The organism is Streptomyces sp. NPDC096205, from assembly GCF_044763135.1.
Classification (GTDB): domain Bacteria; phylum Actinomycetota; class Actinomycetes; order Streptomycetales; family Streptomycetaceae; genus Streptomyces.
In genome coordinates, this window is record NZ_JBIWFS010000011.1 from 224,684 (window position 1) to 239,286 (window position 14,603).

General features: G+C 71.6%; 16 protein-coding genes. 8 read left to right on the top strand and 8 right to left on the bottom strand.

What is annotated here, in order from left to right; translation table 11 throughout:
• Positions 1-37: 37 nt before the first annotated feature.
• Positions 38-1,252 (bottom strand): ROK family protein, encoded by a 1,215-nt coding sequence (locus ACIQ6Y_RS35010; protein WP_404045596.1) that lies wholly within the window; start codon positions 1,250-1,252, stop codon positions 38-40.
• 173 nt (positions 1,253-1,425) lie between these two features.
• Between ACIQ6Y_RS35010 and katG the strand changes: the two genes are divergently transcribed.
• Positions 1,426-3,615: a catalase/peroxidase HPI gene (gene katG, locus ACIQ6Y_RS35015; RefSeq protein ID WP_404045599.1), complete on the top strand. Its 2,190-nt coding sequence runs from the start codon at positions 1,426-1,428 to the stop codon at positions 3,613-3,615.
• Positions 3,616-3,673: 58 nt separating this feature from the next.
• Here katG and ACIQ6Y_RS35020 read toward each other — a convergent pair whose 3' ends face one another.
• The gene (locus tag ACIQ6Y_RS35020; protein WP_404045601.1) at positions 3,674-4,702 is read right to left on the bottom strand and encodes a saccharopine dehydrogenase family protein; all 1,029 of its coding nucleotides are present in this window, start codon (positions 4,700-4,702) and stop codon (positions 3,674-3,676) included.
• 101 nt (positions 4,703-4,803) lie between these two features.
• On the opposite strand from ACIQ6Y_RS35020, the gene ACIQ6Y_RS35025 reads away from it, so the two are divergent.
• Complete coding sequence (locus ACIQ6Y_RS35025; protein WP_404045603.1) at positions 4,804-5,748, top strand: helix-turn-helix domain-containing protein; 945 nt, start codon at positions 4,804-4,806, stop codon at positions 5,746-5,748.
• A gap of 205 nt (positions 5,749-5,953) precedes the next feature.
• On the opposite strand, the gene ACIQ6Y_RS35030 is transcribed toward ACIQ6Y_RS35025, so the two are convergent.
• Complete coding sequence (locus ACIQ6Y_RS35030; RefSeq protein WP_404045605.1) at positions 5,954-6,556, bottom strand: TetR/AcrR family transcriptional regulator; 603 nt, start codon at positions 6,554-6,556, stop codon at positions 5,954-5,956.
• Between the two features lie 146 nt (positions 6,557-6,702).
• Between ACIQ6Y_RS35030 and ACIQ6Y_RS35035 the strand changes: the two genes are divergently transcribed.
• The 3 genes from ACIQ6Y_RS35035 (at position 6,703) to ACIQ6Y_RS35045 (ending at position 8,992) form a co-directional block, all read left to right on the top strand.
• The gene (locus tag ACIQ6Y_RS35035; protein WP_404045607.1) at positions 6,703-7,629 is read left to right on the top strand and encodes an NAD(P)-dependent oxidoreductase; all 927 of its coding nucleotides are present in this window, start codon (positions 6,703-6,705) and stop codon (positions 7,627-7,629) included.
• Positions 7,630-7,701: 72 nt separating this feature from the next.
• A complete protein-coding gene (locus ACIQ6Y_RS35040) occupies positions 7,702-8,166 on the top strand; it encodes a DUF6098 family protein (protein WP_404045610.1) in 465 nt (154 codons plus the stop codon).
• Positions 8,167-8,488: 322 nt separating this feature from the next.
• The gene (locus tag ACIQ6Y_RS35045; RefSeq protein WP_404045612.1) at positions 8,489-8,992 is read left to right on the top strand and encodes a hypothetical protein; all 504 of its coding nucleotides are present in this window, start codon (positions 8,489-8,491) and stop codon (positions 8,990-8,992) included.
• A 27-nt stretch (positions 8,993-9,019) separates the two neighbouring features.
• Here the strand turns inward: ACIQ6Y_RS35045 and ACIQ6Y_RS35050 are convergent, their stop codons facing one another.
• The 5 genes from ACIQ6Y_RS35050 to ACIQ6Y_RS35070 all read right to left on the bottom strand — a co-directional run bounded on the left by ACIQ6Y_RS35050 (position 9,020) and on the right by ACIQ6Y_RS35070 (position 12,872).
• A complete protein-coding gene (locus ACIQ6Y_RS35050; protein ID WP_404045615.1) occupies positions 9,020-9,268 on the bottom strand; it encodes a hypothetical protein in 249 nt (82 codons plus the stop codon).
• Positions 9,269-9,445: 177 nt separating this feature from the next.
• Positions 9,446-10,414 carry a polysaccharide deacetylase family protein gene (locus tag ACIQ6Y_RS35055; RefSeq protein ID WP_404045617.1) on the bottom strand — a complete coding sequence of 323 codons (969 nt, stop codon included), beginning with the start codon at positions 10,412-10,414 and terminating at the stop codon, positions 9,446-9,448.
• A gap of 16 nt (positions 10,415-10,430) precedes the next feature.
• A complete protein-coding gene (locus ACIQ6Y_RS35060; protein ID WP_404045619.1) occupies positions 10,431-11,429 on the bottom strand; it encodes a glycoside hydrolase family 11 protein in 999 nt (332 codons plus the stop codon).
• A gap of 272 nt (positions 11,430-11,701) precedes the next feature.
• Positions 11,702-12,097 (bottom strand): VOC family protein, encoded by a 396-nt coding sequence (locus tag ACIQ6Y_RS35065; RefSeq protein WP_404045621.1) that lies wholly within the window; start codon positions 12,095-12,097, stop codon positions 11,702-11,704.
• A gap of 178 nt (positions 12,098-12,275) precedes the next feature.
• A complete protein-coding gene (locus ACIQ6Y_RS35070) occupies positions 12,276-12,872 on the bottom strand; it encodes a hemerythrin domain-containing protein (protein ID WP_404045624.1) in 597 nt (198 codons plus the stop codon).
• A 172-nt stretch (positions 12,873-13,044) separates the two neighbouring features.
• Here ACIQ6Y_RS35070 and ACIQ6Y_RS35075 point away from each other — a divergent pair, with 172 nt between their 5' ends.
• Genes ACIQ6Y_RS35075 through ACIQ6Y_RS35085 form a run of 3 tightly spaced genes read left to right on the top strand, consistent with a single transcriptional unit; the run spans position 13,045 to position 14,588 of the window.
• Entirely contained in the window at positions 13,045-13,272 is a 228-nt protein-coding gene (locus ACIQ6Y_RS35075; RefSeq protein ID WP_404045626.1) for a DUF5133 domain-containing protein, read from the top strand.
• 16 nt (positions 13,273-13,288) lie between these two features.
• Positions 13,289-13,978, top strand: a complete 690-nt coding sequence (locus ACIQ6Y_RS35080) for a YqjF family protein (protein WP_404045629.1) — start codon at positions 13,289-13,291, stop codon at positions 13,976-13,978.
• Positions 13,935-14,588 carry a hypothetical protein gene (locus ACIQ6Y_RS35085; protein ID WP_404045632.1) on the top strand — a complete coding sequence of 218 codons (654 nt, stop codon included), beginning with the start codon at positions 13,935-13,937 and terminating at the stop codon, positions 14,586-14,588. The genes ACIQ6Y_RS35080 and ACIQ6Y_RS35085 overlap by 44 nt, the downstream gene beginning before the upstream one ends.
• Positions 14,589-14,603 lie beyond the last annotated feature (15 nt).

Here is a 14,603-nt window from a genome sequence, read left to right on the forward strand (position 1 = left end):
AACGCGGCGCCCTCAGGGCCGATGACCGCGGCGACCCTCAGGACTGGACGGCGTCCCTGATCACCAGGCAGGCCGCGCCGCGGGCCCACAGGTCGTCGGTCACCGCGTCGACGATGAGTTCGCAGTCCTCCGCCGCGCTGGAGAAGGCGTGCTCGCGCAGTGCGGTCGCCAGGGCGGGGCCGAAGAGGTCCTGCGCCGTCACGCCCTCTCCCGCCAGCACGATCTTCTCCAGGTTCAGCAGGTTGCACAGTCCGGCGAGGCCGCGGCCGAGGGCCTCGCCGGACTCCGCGAACGCCGCCAGGGCGGCCTTGGAGGCCGGGCCGCGCCCCGACCGGGCCAGCCGGACCGCCTGCTCGATGTCCTCACAGTCCTTGAGGCCGGCCGAGCGCAGCCGGCGCAGCACGGCCTCGTAGGAGGCCAGCGCCTCCAGGCAGCCGACGTTGCCGCAACTGCACACCGGGCCCGCGGGATCGAGCGGGAGATGGCCGAACTCACCGGCCAGACCGCTGCGTCCGAGGTGGAGGCGGCCTCCCAGGAACAGCCCGCAGCCCACGCCCGCGCCGACCGTCACCACGGCGAAGGACTCGGTGTCCCGGCCGTGGCCGAACCACTGCTCGGCGACGACCAGGGTGTTCACGTCGTTACTGACGGCCACCGGCAGTCCCGTGGCGGCGGCCAGCGGCCCGGCGACGTCCGCGTCGTGCCAGTCCATCAGGGCCGAGTAGCGGCACACACCGGCTGCCACGTCGACATGCCCGCTCACTCCGACGCCCAGCCCCAGCATCCGCTCGGCGCTGCCGGGAACGGAGGCGGTCAGCTCGCGTACTCCGTCGGCGGTGGCCGCGACCGCCGCCTCGATACGACGGTCGGCCAGCGGCCGCTCCCAGCGGGCGAGGACCTGTGCGCCCAGGTCCGTCAGTACGGCCGTGACCTTGGTGGGGCCGATCTTCACGCCCACCACGAGATGGAGTTCCTTGCGGACCTGGAGCATCCGGCGCGGGCGCCCGACCGCCCCGGCGGCGGAGGTGGGCTCCTCGACGAGGGCGCCGGTCTCCATCAGCGGGTTCACGATCTTGGTGACGGTCGACTGCGACAGGCCCAGCCGCTGGGCCACCTCGGTGCGTGACACCGGGCCACCGGTCAGGATCGTGGCGAACACATCCGCCCTGGTGCGCCGGCCGATCGGGTCCGGGGCGGCCGTACCGGCCCACAGGCGGGGCGCGGTGCGGTCGGCGGGCATCTGGATGGTCACAGTCGGTCTGCCTCCGCTGGTCGGTCGGGGATTTTTAGTTTACATGGGCAAGAAAATGCCCCGATATGCGGACTCCGAGACCCCTGCGTGTTCTCGTGGCCCCGCCGTCGTCGGTGCGCAACCATGAATACGGCGGTATAGGACATTCGGCAGAGACAGGAAGAAGGTCGGACGTGTCCGGCAGTGAAAGCGAGAACCCAGCAATTCCCTCCCCGACCCCGACGTCGACCCGGCCCAGGACGAATCGGGACTGGTGGCCGAATCAGCTGGACCTCCAGGTTCTCCATCAGCACTCGCCCCGGTCCAATCCGATGGACGAGGACTTCGACTACGCCAAGGAGTTCGCGACCCTCGATCTCGAGGCACTCAAGCGGGACGTCTTCGAGGTGATGACCACGTCCCAGGACTGGTGGCCCGCCGACTACGGCCACTACGGGCCGCTCTTCATCCGGATGAGCTGGCACGCCGCGGGGACGTACCGCATCGCGGACGGCCGGGGCGGCGGCGGCTCGGGCGCGCAGCGTTTCGCCCCGCTCAACAGCTGGCCGGACAACGCGAGCCTGGACAAGGCGCGCCGGCTGCTGTGGCCGGTCAAGCAGAAGTACGGCCGGAAGATCTCGTGGGGCGACCTGCTGGTCTTCGCCGGGAACTGCGCGATGGAGTCGATGGGGTTCAAGACGTTCGGGTTCGGCTTCGGCCGGGAGGACATCTGGGAACCGGAGGAGATCTTCTGGGGCCCCGAGGACACCTGGCTCGGCGACGAGCGCTACACCGGCGACCGGGAACTCACGGGCCCCTTCGGCGCGGTGCAGATGGGCCTGATCTACGTCAATCCGGAGGGGCCGAACGGCGAGCCGGACCCGCTGGCGGCGGCGCGGGACATCCGCGAGACGTTCGGGCGGATGGCGATGAACGACGAGGAGACGGTCGCGCTCATCGTCGGCGGCCACACCTTCGGCAAGTGCCACGGCGCGGTCGACCCCTCCTACATCGGCCCCGAGCCCGAGGCCGCGCCCCTCGAACAGCAGGGCATGGGCTGGCGGAACACCTACGGCAGCGGTAAGGGTCCGCACGCGCTCACCAGTGGTCTGGAAGGCGCCTGGACCACCGAGCCGACACGCTGGGACAACGGGTACCTGGACAATCTGTACCGCTACGACTGGGAGCTGACGACCAGCCCGGCCGGCGCGAAGCAGTGGACCCCGACGGACCCGGCGGCCCGGGACACGGTGCCCGACGCGCACGATCCGTCCAAGCGGCACGCCCCGATGATGCTGACGACGGACCTGGCGCTGAAGCTGGACCCGGTCTACGGGCCGATCTCCAAGAGGTTCCACGAGAACCCGGAGGAGCTGGCGCTGGCGTTCGCCAAGGCCTGGTACAAGCTGCTGCACCGCGACATGGGCCCCCTGTCGCGCTACCTCGGCCCCTGGGTCGCCGAGCCGCAGCTGTGGCAGGACCCCGTCCCCGAGGTCGATCACGAACTGGTCGGCGCCGAGGACATCGCGGCTCTCAAGCGCACGATCCTCGCCTCGGGCCTGTCGCTGCCCCAGTTGGTCACCACCGCCTGGGCGTCGGCGGCGAGCTTCCGCGGCACCGACAAGCGGGGCGGCGCCAACGGGGCCCGGATCCGGCTCGCGCCGCAGAAGGACTGGGAGCTCAACGACCTGCCCGAGATCGCCGAGACGCTGCAGACCCTCGAACGGATCCGGCAGGAGTTCGACAACGCCCAGACCGGCGGGAAGAAGGTCTCCCTCGCCGACCTGATCGTCCTGGGCGGGTGCGCGGCCGTCGAGCAGGCGGCGCAGCGGGCCGGGCACACCGTCACGGTCCCGTTCGCGCCCGGACGCACGGACGCGTCGCAGGAGCAGACCGACGTGGACTCGTTCGCCGTGCTCGAACCCAAGGCGGACGGGTTCCGCAACTACCTGCGGCCGGGTGAGAAGCTGTCGCCGGAGACCCTCCTGCTGGACCGCGCCAACATGCTGAACCTGACGGCCCCAGAGATGGCGGTGCTGATCGGCGGCATGCGGGCCCTGAACACCGGCTTCAAGGGGTCCCCGCACGGCGTCCTCACCCAGCGGCCGGAGACGCTCACCACCGACTTCTTCGTGAACCTGCTCGACATGAACACGGAGTGGAAGGCCTCGGCCGACACCGAGAACGTCTTCGAGGGCCGTGACCGTGCCACCGGCGAGGTCAAGTGGACCGCGACCGCGGTCGACCTCGTCTTCGGTGCGAACTCCCAGCTCCGCGCCCTGTCGGAGGTGTACGCCGCAAGCGACGCGGACGAGAAGTTCGTCCGTGACTTCGTCGCGGCGTGGGACAAGGTGATGAATCTCGACCGGTTCGACCTGCGCTGACACCGGTGCCCGGCCGGCCGCTCGCCGCGGCCGGCCGGGGCGTGGACACCTGCGCCCGTCAGCCGCGCAGGTCCACGGACAGGTGCGGGGACAGGGCGCGCAGGAAGTCGGGCGCATCGAAGATCTTGCCCGCGGAGGCGACGCCGACCGTGCGGGTGCGTCCGGTGAGAATGCGGTGGACCGCTTCCACGGCGAGCGGCGCGGTGACGGCGTAGATGTCCCGGCCGGTCGCCACGGCACGGCGTTCGCTGCCGCCGGAGCGTACGACGACGTCGACGACGAAGGTCTGGTCTGATCGTCCGGCCTCGTCGACCGCGGCCGGGGCGGGCGTGTCCGGGTCGCGCACGTCCTGGGCCGCGTCGGCGTTCATGTAGGTGCGCACCTCGGGGACGGCGAGGTGGCTGGGGAGGGTGACGACGTCGGCCATCGTGAACTCGCCGATGACCGTCTGCCGGCCCAGCGGGTCCGGGAACGTCCACTTCAGGACCGGCGGCTCGTCGTGGCGGTACTGCAGCCGTCCGTCCCGGTGGACGACGCGGGCGCCGCCGCGCCGCTCGCCGGACACCCGGCCCGCGAGGCGCGTCCCGGCGGTGGGGTGCCAACTGCTGAGCGCGTAGGCGACATGGGCCTCGTCGGCCGTCGTCCAGTCGCCCATCGCGGCGGTGGCGAGGAGGTCGCCGAGACCGCCGAAGAAGGCCATGGCGGGGACGATCACCGCTCCTTCGGCGCGGGCGCGGTCGCTGAAGTGCGCGAAGGTGTCGGCGTTGGCCTCGATCTCGGCGGCCACGTCCACGTACGGGATGCCGGCGCGCAAGGCCGCCTCGATGACGGGGGCGGCCGTCGACGCGAAGGGCCCGGCGCAGTTGATCACCGCGGCCGCCCCGGCGAGCGCCCGGTCGAGCGAGGCCGGATCGCCGGCCGACGCCTCACGGGCCTCGTGGCCGGACTCCTCCGCCAGCGCCCGAAGCCTGTCCCTGTCGCGGCCGGCGAGGACCGGGACGAACCCGCGTTCCCGCAGCTCCGCCACCACGAACCGCCCGGTGTGCCCGTACGCGCCGAACACCGTCACCGTCTGCCCCGTCGCCATGACCTCTCCCCTGCGTCCAGTTGATCGACTGAGGACATCGTGTCCGGGCGGACCGGCCGATCGTGAGTGTCCGGAACGACACGCCCCGTACACTTCCGGACATGCCCTCTGTCGCGCTCGCCGTCACCGACGGAATGCTTCACTTCGAACTGTCCATGGCGTACGAGGTGTTCGGCTCGGCACCGGCCGGGGTGACGGTCCCCTGGTACGAGGTCACCGTCTGCGGGCCGGTCCCGGTGCGTGTCGGCCGGTTCCTGCTGGAGCCCGACCACGGGCTCGACCGGCTGCGGGAGGCCGACACCGTGATCGTGCCCGGCTGGGCCGACGTGGACGTGGACCCGCCCGCCGAACTGGTCGACGCGGTGCGGGCGGCCCATGAGGCGGGTGCGCGGGTGGTGTCGCTGTGCACGGGCGCGTTCGTGCTGGCCGCGGCCGGGCTGCTGGACGGAAGGCGCGCGACGACGCACTGGGCGCACACCGATGTGCTGGCCGAACGCCATCCCCGGGTGGAGGTCGACCCGGATGTGCTCTACGTGGACAACGGCAGCGTGCTCACCTCCGCGGGGAAGGCCGCCGCGATGGATCTCTGTCTGCACCTGGTCCGGCTCGACCACGGCTCGTCGGTCGCCAACGCGGCCGCCCGCCGGCTCGTCGTACCGCCGCACCGGGCCGGCGGGCAGGCGCAGTTCGTCGCCACGCCGGTGCCCGCCCGGGACGACCATCCGCTCGCCGCGCTGTTCCCGTGGATCATCGAGCGGCTCGACCAGCCGCTGACCGTGGAGGACCTGGCCCGCCGGGCGGGGATGAGCTCACGGCATCTGAGCCGCCACTTCCGGGCGGCGACCGGCACGACTCCCCTGCAATGGCTGCTGACCCAACGGATACGGCACGCCCAGGAGTTGCTGGAGCGGACCGACGACAGCGTCGACACGATCGCGACGGCCACCGGCATGGGCACCGCCACGACGTTGCGCCGGCACTTCAACCGCACGGTCGGCGTCCCACCGGACACCTACCGCCGTACGTTCCGCTCGCGGGCCCGCTGATCAGTCCAGGTAGTGGGCGCGGCCATCGTCCTCGCGCCGCAGCCACACATAGGGGCGGATACGGCGCTCGACGGGTCGGCCCAGCAGGGTCGACCAGAAGGCGGCGAGCCGTTCGGGTCGGTGGCATCGACGACAAGGGCGTTGATCCGCAGAGGCGTGTCCGCCATGCCGCGATCCTCCCAGGGGCGTCCGGCGGGCGCACGCCTCACACCGCGCCGTCCCGCGTCACCGCGGCGTCGAGCAGCGGGCCGAGTTCCGCGGCGACGGTCGTCAGGGCGCGGACGTCCCGTTCGGCGCGGGCGATGAGGAGGGCGCCTTCCAGGGCGCTGATCATGAGGGTGGCGAGCGGCTCGGTGCGCGGGGCGGGGACGCCCAGCTCGGCCAGGGCCCGGGCGACCGGTGCGGTCCAGGTGGCGAAGGCAGCGGCGGCGGCCTCGCGGGTGGACTCGGTGGACTCCGCCCGGTCGACGGTGGCGGCGGCGACCGGGCAGCCGCCGGCGAAGCCCTTCGCCTCGTACTCGTCCGTCCACTGCCGCACCATCTCGGCGAACAGCCCGCTGGGCGTCGGCTCGTCCAGTGCGGCGAGGAAGCGCGCGACGCGTTTCCCGGCGTAGCGGCCGGCCCACGCCACGGCCTCGTTGACCAGCTGTTCCTTCCCGCCCGGGAAGTAGTGCTGGAGGGAGCCGCGGGGTGCGCCGGCGTGCGCGGCGACCTCGCGCATGCCGGTGGCGGCGACTCCGTCGCGCCGGATGAGCTGGGCCGCGCTGAAGACCATCCGCTCCCGCGGGCCGCGTTCGGACCCCGACATCCCCGACCTCCACGAGCTGTCCTGCGCGCACTGCGCGCTCCACTCTATGACCGCTGTCATAGCGACGGCTACTATGACCGCTGTCATAGACCTGGCCGGGGACGGCCACGGCTCCGCTCGGACGCGGGCCGGGAAGGCGGTGCGTCATGTACGTCGGTTTCGTCGGCCTCGGTGTCATGGGGCAGCCCATGGCCCTCAACCTCGCCCGCGCCGGGACGCCGCTGATCGTGTGGAACCGCACGCCCGCCCGGTGCGCACCCCTGCGCGCCGCCGGAGCCGAGGTCGCGGCCACGACCGCCGAGGTGTTCCAGCGGGCCGGGACGGTGTTCCTCATGCTGGCCGACGAGGCCGCGGTGGACGCGGTGCTGGGGCGGGGCACGGCGGGCTTCGCCGCGCGTGCCGCCGGGCGCACCGTCGTCCACATGGGCACGACCTCGGCCGAGTACTCGCAGGGTCTGCGGGCCGACATCCTGGCGGCGGGCGGGCGGTACGTCGAGGCGCCGGTGTCCGGTTCCCGTGTCCCGGCCGAGCAGGGCCTGCTGGTGGGGATGCTCGCGGGGGACGAGGACGCCGTGGCGGCCGTCCGTCCCCTGCTCGCGCCGGTGTGCCACGAGCTGTTCGACTGCGGCCGGGTGCCGGGCGCGCTGCTGATGAAGTTCTCGGTGAACCTGTTCCTGATCACGCTGGTCACCGGGCTGGCCGAGGCGTTCCATTTCGCCGGCCGGCACGGGCTGGACCAGCGGCTGCTGCGGGACGTCCTGGACGCGGGGCCGATGGCCAGTGTCGTGTCCCGAATGAAGGCGCCCAAGCTGCTGGAGCGGGACTTCGCGGTGCAGGCGGCGGCCGCGGACGTGCTGAAGAACAACCGGCTCATCGCCGAGGCCGCCCGCGGCGCCGAGGTGGCGTCTCCGCTGCTCGACGTCTGCCATGCCCTGTACGCCGAGACGGTCGCGCAGGGGCACGGCGGCGAGGACATGGTGGCCGTCCTGCGCGCGCTGGAGTCCCGGACGTCCGGCGGACCGGGCACATCACCTGCCGGGTCCGGGGCACACGGGCTGGTGTACGGCCCATGAGACGTGGGGTGACACGGGAGGCAGGCGGTACAGCCGGCGCCTCCGGCTCACTCCGCCACGCGGGAGACAGAGATGGAGCACAACGCGAAGGCGCGGACCGACCTGCCGACGTTCACCAGCCTCGACGAGCTGGCCCGTCTCGTCACCGGCCGCAGCGGGCTGTACGTGCGCTGGTCGCGCGGTCCGCACGTGGATCTGTCGGACGTGAGCAGCAGGGACGATCTGACCGGCGTGAAGCTGCCGGGCCTGTCGGCCAGCCCCCTGGACGTCGAGGACTGGTGGGGCGAGCGGCCCGTGCACGTCTGGGTGGCCCGGCGGCTGTACGACTACTGCCATCTGCCCCGGGTGAAGGACGGCCCGACCCGGCCGTGGATCCTGCACGGCGCCGAGTCGTCGCGCGGACCGGACAACGAACCCCTGGTCACGGACGTGGAACCGCTGGGCTGGATCGCCGACCAGGTGATTTCGGAGGCGACCCGCGTCATCACGGAGCAGCCCGGGTCATGGGGCCCGCTCGACCGCAGCAACGAGGACTGACCTGGACCCCGCCCGCCTACGTCTCGTCGTCCGGGGCCTCCGGCAGGCACCCGCAGCCGTAGTCGAGACGGCGTGCAGTCTCCACGAGGGACGTGAGCGGGTCCGGGCGGAGGGGGCGCCGGCGCGCGGCGGCCCGGGCACAGCGGCGGACCGCGCGCCAGGCTCTCTGCCGAAGGAACATTTCGGCAGCATTCGCCACGGTCCGCCACCCCTTCCGAGGCATAGAAATATCTACCAACATGAACCTCCCGTGTCCGGCGGTCATGGCAGCAAGGGGGAAGTGCGCCCTGCGGACAGGGCTGAGGGCTATCGGAGGTACGCGATGCGAGATCCCGACCGGCGGGCCAGGGAATGGCTGGCTGCCGCTGCCTGCGACCCGCGGGAGTGCAAACGGCAGTGGCGCTCCGCGGCCGGGGTCGCGCTGCTGGCCTGCGGGCGGTTCTGGGACGTGCTGAGTGTGTCCGAGGAGCTGGGCGTGCGGGCGCTGGACGCCCTGCTGTCCATTCCTCAGCCGCCCGGGCCCGCGCTCGCGGACGCCGCCTCCCGCCGGGTCGGCTTCTTCCTGCCGCCGGACCCGTCCGGCGGCTGGGTCGGGCCCGATGTCCGGTACCTGGGCCGGGGCGCGCGGATCGTCGCGCCCGCGCCGAACCGGGTCGCGGGTCCCCTGCGCTGGCTGGTCCCGCCCGACGGTCTCGGCACGCTGTTCGTGCCCGCGGCGATGGAGCTGGCGCTGCAGCAGGCGGTCGCCTCGCTCGCCGTGCAGGCCAGATCCCGGCGCCGGTGCCCCACCTGCGGGGCACCCTCGGCGGACGCACCCGGCAGGTGAACGGCCGTCAGCCCGTCGGGCCCTGCCTCAACCGCCGTCGGGCGGTCCGGCCGTACGACGCGGAGGTGACTCGCCGATCAACGGGGCCGGCGAGACCAGGGCGGTCCACTGGGCGTCCCGTACGCCCGGGACGGTCCGGCCGCCGGACTGCCACTCCCTGATCAGGGCGGCGTAGATGGGCGGATGAGGCGGAGCTGACCCGTCGGGTTCGCCGTACCGTTGCCGTCGGCCCTCGCCCGCCAGGACGAGGCGCCCGGTGGTGACTGTGCGGTCCATGCTGCTGCCAACGCGAACATGCGCGCAGGCGGTACGCCGACCGGGGTGGATGACCCGTATCAGGGGAATCGGCGTCCCTCTTTCGGGGCCATGGGCTTGTCCGACAAGTACGTCCTTCGGGCGCGGTGTGGCGCGGCAGCCGGGGAGGATGCTGCCGCGCCACGGGGATCCCCCGGGTCAGCCGGCCGTGCAGGTGACGGTCGGCCAGGTCCGGTTGCCGTTGTGCTGGATGGTGACGCCCCAGTTGTTGCCACTGCCGTTGGGCTTCGCCGTCAGCACCTGTGCGCTCGGGTAGCTGACGGCGGCGTTCCAGGTGGCGATGACCTTGGCCGGGGAGGGCACGTTCATCGTCACCGTCCAGTTGCTGGAGCCCGTGACCGAGACGTTGAGGTTGTAGCGGTCGCTCCACTGCTGGCCCGCGGACAGAGTGGCCGTACAGCTGGTGCCGCCACCACCGCCACCGCCGCCGCTGCCGCCGTCGGGGGCCACGGCGCGGCCGGTCTGCGGGGAGATCATTCCCGCGCACAGGCCGCGGGCGGCCAGGTTCTGCGCGATGCGCGGGATCGCCGCGAGGGTGTTGGCGGGCCAGTCGTGCATGAGGATGACCTGGCCGTTGGTGAGGCGGCCCGCGGCCTGCACGATGGCGTCGGTGCTCGCGCCGTTCCAGTCCTGCGAGTCGACGTCCCAGAGGATCTCGGTCAGCCCGTACTTGGCCTCGACCGTCCGCACGGTCGCGTTGGTCTCGCCGTACGGCGGCCGGAACAGCCGGGGCGTGCCACCGCCCGCGGCCGAGATCGCCTGCTGGGTGCGGGATATCTCGGAGTCGATCTGCGTCTGGGACAGCGTGGTCAGATGCGGGTGGGTGTAGCTGTGGTTCGCGACCCACATCCCGGCGGTGACCTGCGCCCGCACCAGGGACGGGTTGGCGGCGGCGTACTGGCCCTCGTTGAACATCGTGGCCCGCAGCCCGTTCTGGGTGAGGGCGTTGAGCAGAGCCTGGGTGTTGCTGGACGGGCCGTCGTCGAAGGTGAGGCCGACGTATCCGGAGCAGGCGGCGGCCTGCGCGGGGGCGGAGTTCACGGTGAGCGTGCCGGTCAGGGCCATGGCGGCGACCGCCAGTTTCGCGAGCAGGGGACGGAATCTCATGGACCGCTCCCCCCCCTCAGGCCGTCGAGCAGGAGACGGCGGGCCAGGTCCGGTTGCCGTTGTGCTGGATGGTGACGCCCCAGTTGTTGCCACTGCCGTTGGGCTTCGCCGTCAGCACTTGTGCGCTCGGGTAGCTCGCGGAGACGTTCCAGGTGGAGAGGACCTTGGCGGGTGAGGGGATGTTCATGGTGACGGTCCAGTTGGTGGCGCCGCTGACCGACACGTTGAGGTTGTAGCGGTCGCTCCACTGCTGGCCCGCGGACAGGGTGGCCGTACAGCCGGTGCCGCCACCGCCGCTACCGCCGCCCGAATCGGTGCCGCCGACCGTGATGTTGGAGCTGCCACTGCTCTGGTAGCCCTCGGTCGCCATGATCATGTAGTAGCTGAAGGTGCCGATGGGCATGCCGGCGCGGGCCCAGGCGTCGAAGTGGTTGCCGGTGGTGATGGTGCCGCCGGTCCGCTTGGACTGCCGCACGCTCCAGTACTGGTCGAAGGTGCGGGTGCCTTCCACGGAGGGGGCGTTGTAGCGCGTCGTCTTGTAGATGTCGTACGTGCCGCCGTCGCTGGTCACCGTGCCCATGAAGGTGCCGGTGGGCCGGTAGGTGCCCCAGTTGTCGACGATGTAGTACTCGACGAGCGGGTTGGACATCCAGCCGTACAGCGCGAGATAGGCGTTTCCGGAGGGGTTGAACGTCCCGGAGTACGTCACGCTGCGGCGGCTGCCGTTGCTCCAGCCCTTGCCGGCGACGAAGTTGCCCGTGTTGCTCCACTGCGTGCTGTAGTTCCCGCCGGAGCCCAGGTTCATGGAGACGGTGCCCTGGGAGTCGGTCCAGAACGAGTAGTAGTAGCCGTTGTTCGTCCCGGTCTGGTTCGTGGTGACGACCGTTTCCGCGTGCGCGGTCCCCGGGAGAAGCAGCGCGGCCATGGCCATCAGCAGCAGGGTGCAGGCGGTATTGACCACCGACCTGAAGCGGCCGGACCGGCGTGGCCGGTGGGGTGCGGGTGCTTGGTTCATGTGCGCGTTCCTCCACGTCCTCGTGATGGTGCGGTGGAGCCCTGTCGACGGCGCCAGTGTTGGTCTGGGCACGTCAACTGTCAATAGTTTCGACCTGCAGCTCGAAACATTCGAAGGCACTGAGGGATCGCGAGGATGATATTTGCGCAGGTAGAAGCTACTGCCGTCGTAGCTGTGAATGTACGGAAGGAGCGGTCGGGTCATAGATCGAGAGGGAGCCAGCCCCACTCATCGAAACTTTCGGACCCGGACCGCTCCTCCCGACGCGGCGCTCAGTTCTCCTGAAGCACCGAGAGGACGTTCCCGGCCGGGTCCGTGAACCATGCGATCGCCTTGGGTCCGTCGTCGCCGGCGTTGCGGAGGACGCCCTTGTCGTCCTGGTCGAAGCCGGAGTAGCGCTCGAGCGTGACGCCGCGGTCCTGCAGCTTGGTCACGGCGTCGTCGATGTCCTCGACGGGGAAGTTGAGGATCGTGAAGGACGCCGGGGTGTGGTTCTCCTTCGGGTAGACGAAGACCTTCGCGCCACTCCCGAGCGTCAGGGTCAGCATCCGCATGTCGCCCTGCCCGACCTCCTCCGTCTGGAGGCCGAGGGTCTCGCCGTAGAACCGGCGGGCCTGGTCGAGGTCGTCGACCGAGAAGCCGCTGAACGCCTGCGATTGTCCGAACATGCCGGGTGTCTCCTTCGCGGGTGGACCGTAGGGAGCCTTCAGGGCACACCACACGCGCCGCGCTCCGAGCGCTCGCCACGCGGGCGGCGTCCGGATGGTGGTGCGGCCTTCACCAGGAGGCATGAGTCGCCCGCGCCCGGGCCTCCTCAGCCGAAGCCCTCGGAAGCCGTCAGAAGCCTCAGCCGTTGCCCTCCGCCTTGCTCACTTCCTCGGCCAGTTCGTCCTTGGACATGGAGGAGCGGCCCTCCACGCCGAGTTCCTTCGCCTTGTCGTACAGCTCCGCGCGGGTCCGTCCCTCGGTGCCCGTCTGCCCGTCGCCGCCGGCGGCCTTGAGAGGCTCGCCCGTCAGCTTGCGGGAGCGCCGGGTGGCGAACTGCAGGCCGAGTTCGCGCAGCCGGTCGGAGTCGACGGCTTCGCGCAGGGCCGGGAGGATGTCGTTCTCCTCCTCCTGCATGTGGTGCTGCACCGCCCCGATCCACTGCTCCAGGGCCCGGTCGAACTCCTCGCTCTCCCAGTCCATCTCCAGCAGATGCTTGCCGAGGCTCTCCGCCTCGTGGTGCTCCTCGGCGGCGTGCTCGGCCTCCTCCTTCTCCCCGGCCTCCCGGGCGACGGCCGGGTACACCCGGTCCTCCTCGGCCTCGCTGTGCGCCTCCAGCATGGCCACGGCCAGGGGAAGCGCCAGCGGCCGGGAACTCCTGTCCGACTTCATCATGTCGAACAGTCGCTGCAGCTCGCGGTGGTCGGTGGTGACCATGGTGATGAGGTCGTCGGCCATGGCAGGACCCTCTCCTCGTCGTTCGCCTGAGCGTCGGTTCTCCCCCGTTCACGCATCCGCCGAGTTACCGCGCTCGCGGCGCTGAAGCGTGCGCGCCGCTCGGGGTTGGCTGCGTCCGGCCTGGGCACACGGTGAACGGCCCATGTGAACACCGCGACGAGGGAGGCTTCCGATGCTGATGGCACACCCTGCTGTTCTGAAGAACCTGATCGAGCAGTACGAGACGCTGCGCATCCTGCATGCCGAGGACGGGAGCACCGGAGTGCGCCAGAGGATGGACGACGTCGCCTACACGCTGTGCGTGGCGACCGGCACCCGTGACATCGACGCCGCGCTGATAGCCGCCCGCCACCAGCTGCCCGGTGCCCGGCCCGAGGACGACTCCCTGTTGACCACCTGATCGAACGGGCAGAGCCATGAGAGCCCCCGTCCTGCGGGCCGACTGGCTCCGGCAGACCTTCGTCCACTGGTCCTTCCCACCGGACAGCGTGCAGGCACTGCTGCCCGAGGGACTGACCGTGGACCGGTACGAGGGTGCGGCATGGGTGAGTCTGACTCCCTTCGTCATGGCCGATGTGCGCCCACCCGGGGTGCCCGCCCTCGTGCCCGGTCTGCCGACGTTCGCGGAGACCAATCTCCGGACCTATGTACGGCGGCCGGACGGGCGGAACGGGCTGTGGTTCCTGTCGATCGAGGTGGCCTTCCCGCCGATGCTGGCGGCTCGACTCGTGGGCGCGCCGTACCACGTGGGCACCCTGCGCGTCAGTGAGGGCGGGGGCGCCCTCACCTACGAGGGTGCGAGACGGGGTGGCGACCCCTTCTACCGGCTGGTCGTCCGCCCCGGCGAGCCTCTCGCTCCCACGGAGCGGGACCTCTGGCTCACCTCCCGGTGGCGGGCGTACACCCGTCGGCTGGGCATGCTGTGGGAGATCCCGGTCGAGCACGAACCCTGGCCGCTGGCGAACGCGGTCGTCGAGGGACTGCAGGAGACGCTGACCTCCGCGGCGGGCCTCGGCCCTCCCGCCGCCGAGCCCCTGGTGCACTATTCGGAGGGCGTACGCCATGTACGGCTCGCTGTGTCCGCTCCTGGTGGCCCGGCACCCTAGGCGCGCGCGGCTGCGCTTCGACGGCCGTATCGCGGGCATGGGCTGCTCCTGCGGCACTCGTATCGTCCTCGGGCACTGGCAGCGCTCGCCGTTCGGGCCGTTCAGCGACGTGATGATCGAACGGGCCGACGGGGAGCGGCTGCTGCTCGCCCCGACACGCCGTACGGCGGACTTCGTGAGCGGCACGTACACCTTCGACGCGGTGCATGTGGTGCCGGTCGGCGTGCGGATCGAGGGCGACACCTGGACGGTCGCCGCCGGTCCGCTCGCTCTGCGCTTCACCGTCGGCCGGCGAGGGGCGCTGGGGCTGCTGCTGCGCGCTGTGCCGGGTGCGGTCGCCTCGCGTCCGGCGTGGGGTGCGCTGACGTACTGGCCCGCCCGGCTGCTCCCGGGCGGGGTGCGGACGCGCGGCAGCGCCGGTGCCGGGCGCCGGGAGTGGTACGCCGTACGGGACCTGCGGCCCGTCACCGCCGTGTCGGCGGTCCTGCACGGCCATGACCTCGGCGGCCGGGCACCGGTCGAGCCGCCCGTGCGCTTCGGGTTCGGTTCGGTGCCCCGCGCACCCGCCGTCGTACGGGTCACCACGACCGTGGAGCTGAACGCCGCGTGACCGTGCCTCTCACCG

Bases quoted from the DNA above. Each gene is read 5' to 3' on its own strand.
- ACIQ6Y_RS35020 (WP_404045601.1), bottom strand. From the start codon at position 4,702: ATGGCGACGGGGCAGACGGTGACGGTGTTCGGCGCGTACGGGCACACC.
- ACIQ6Y_RS35025 (WP_404045603.1), top strand. From the start codon at position 4,804: ATGCCCTCTGTCGCGCTCGCCGTCACCGACGGAATGCTTCACTTCGAA.
- ACIQ6Y_RS35030 (WP_404045605.1), bottom strand. From the start codon at position 6,556: ATGTCGGGGTCCGAACGCGGCCCGCGGGAGCGGATGGTCTTCAGCGCG.
- ACIQ6Y_RS35035 (WP_404045607.1), top strand. From the start codon at position 6,703: ATGTACGTCGGTTTCGTCGGCCTCGGTGTCATGGGGCAGCCCATGGCC.
- ACIQ6Y_RS35040 (WP_404045610.1), top strand. From the start codon at position 7,702: ATGGAGCACAACGCGAAGGCGCGGACCGACCTGCCGACGTTCACCAGC.
- ACIQ6Y_RS35045 (WP_404045612.1), top strand. From the start codon at position 8,489: ATGCGAGATCCCGACCGGCGGGCCAGGGAATGGCTGGCTGCCGCTGCC.
- ACIQ6Y_RS35050 (WP_404045615.1), bottom strand. From the start codon at position 9,268: ATGGACCGCACAGTCACCACCGGGCGCCTCGTCCTGGCGGGCGAGGGC.
- ACIQ6Y_RS35055 (WP_404045617.1), bottom strand. From the start codon at position 10,414: ATGAGATTCCGTCCCCTGCTCGCGAAACTGGCGGTCGCCGCCATGGCC.
- ACIQ6Y_RS35060 (WP_404045619.1), bottom strand. From the start codon at position 11,429: ATGAACCAAGCACCCGCACCCCACCGGCCACGCCGGTCCGGCCGCTTC.
- ACIQ6Y_RS35065 (WP_404045621.1), bottom strand. From the start codon at position 12,097: ATGTTCGGACAATCGCAGGCGTTCAGCGGCTTCTCGGTCGACGACCTC.
- ACIQ6Y_RS35070 (WP_404045624.1), bottom strand. From the start codon at position 12,872: ATGGCCGACGACCTCATCACCATGGTCACCACCGACCACCGCGAGCTG.
- ACIQ6Y_RS35075 (WP_404045626.1), top strand. From the start codon at position 13,045: ATGCTGATGGCACACCCTGCTGTTCTGAAGAACCTGATCGAGCAGTAC.
- ACIQ6Y_RS35080 (WP_404045629.1), top strand. From the start codon at position 13,289: ATGAGAGCCCCCGTCCTGCGGGCCGACTGGCTCCGGCAGACCTTCGTC.
- ACIQ6Y_RS35085 (WP_404045632.1), top strand. From the start codon at position 13,935: ATGTACGGCTCGCTGTGTCCGCTCCTGGTGGCCCGGCACCCTAGGCGC.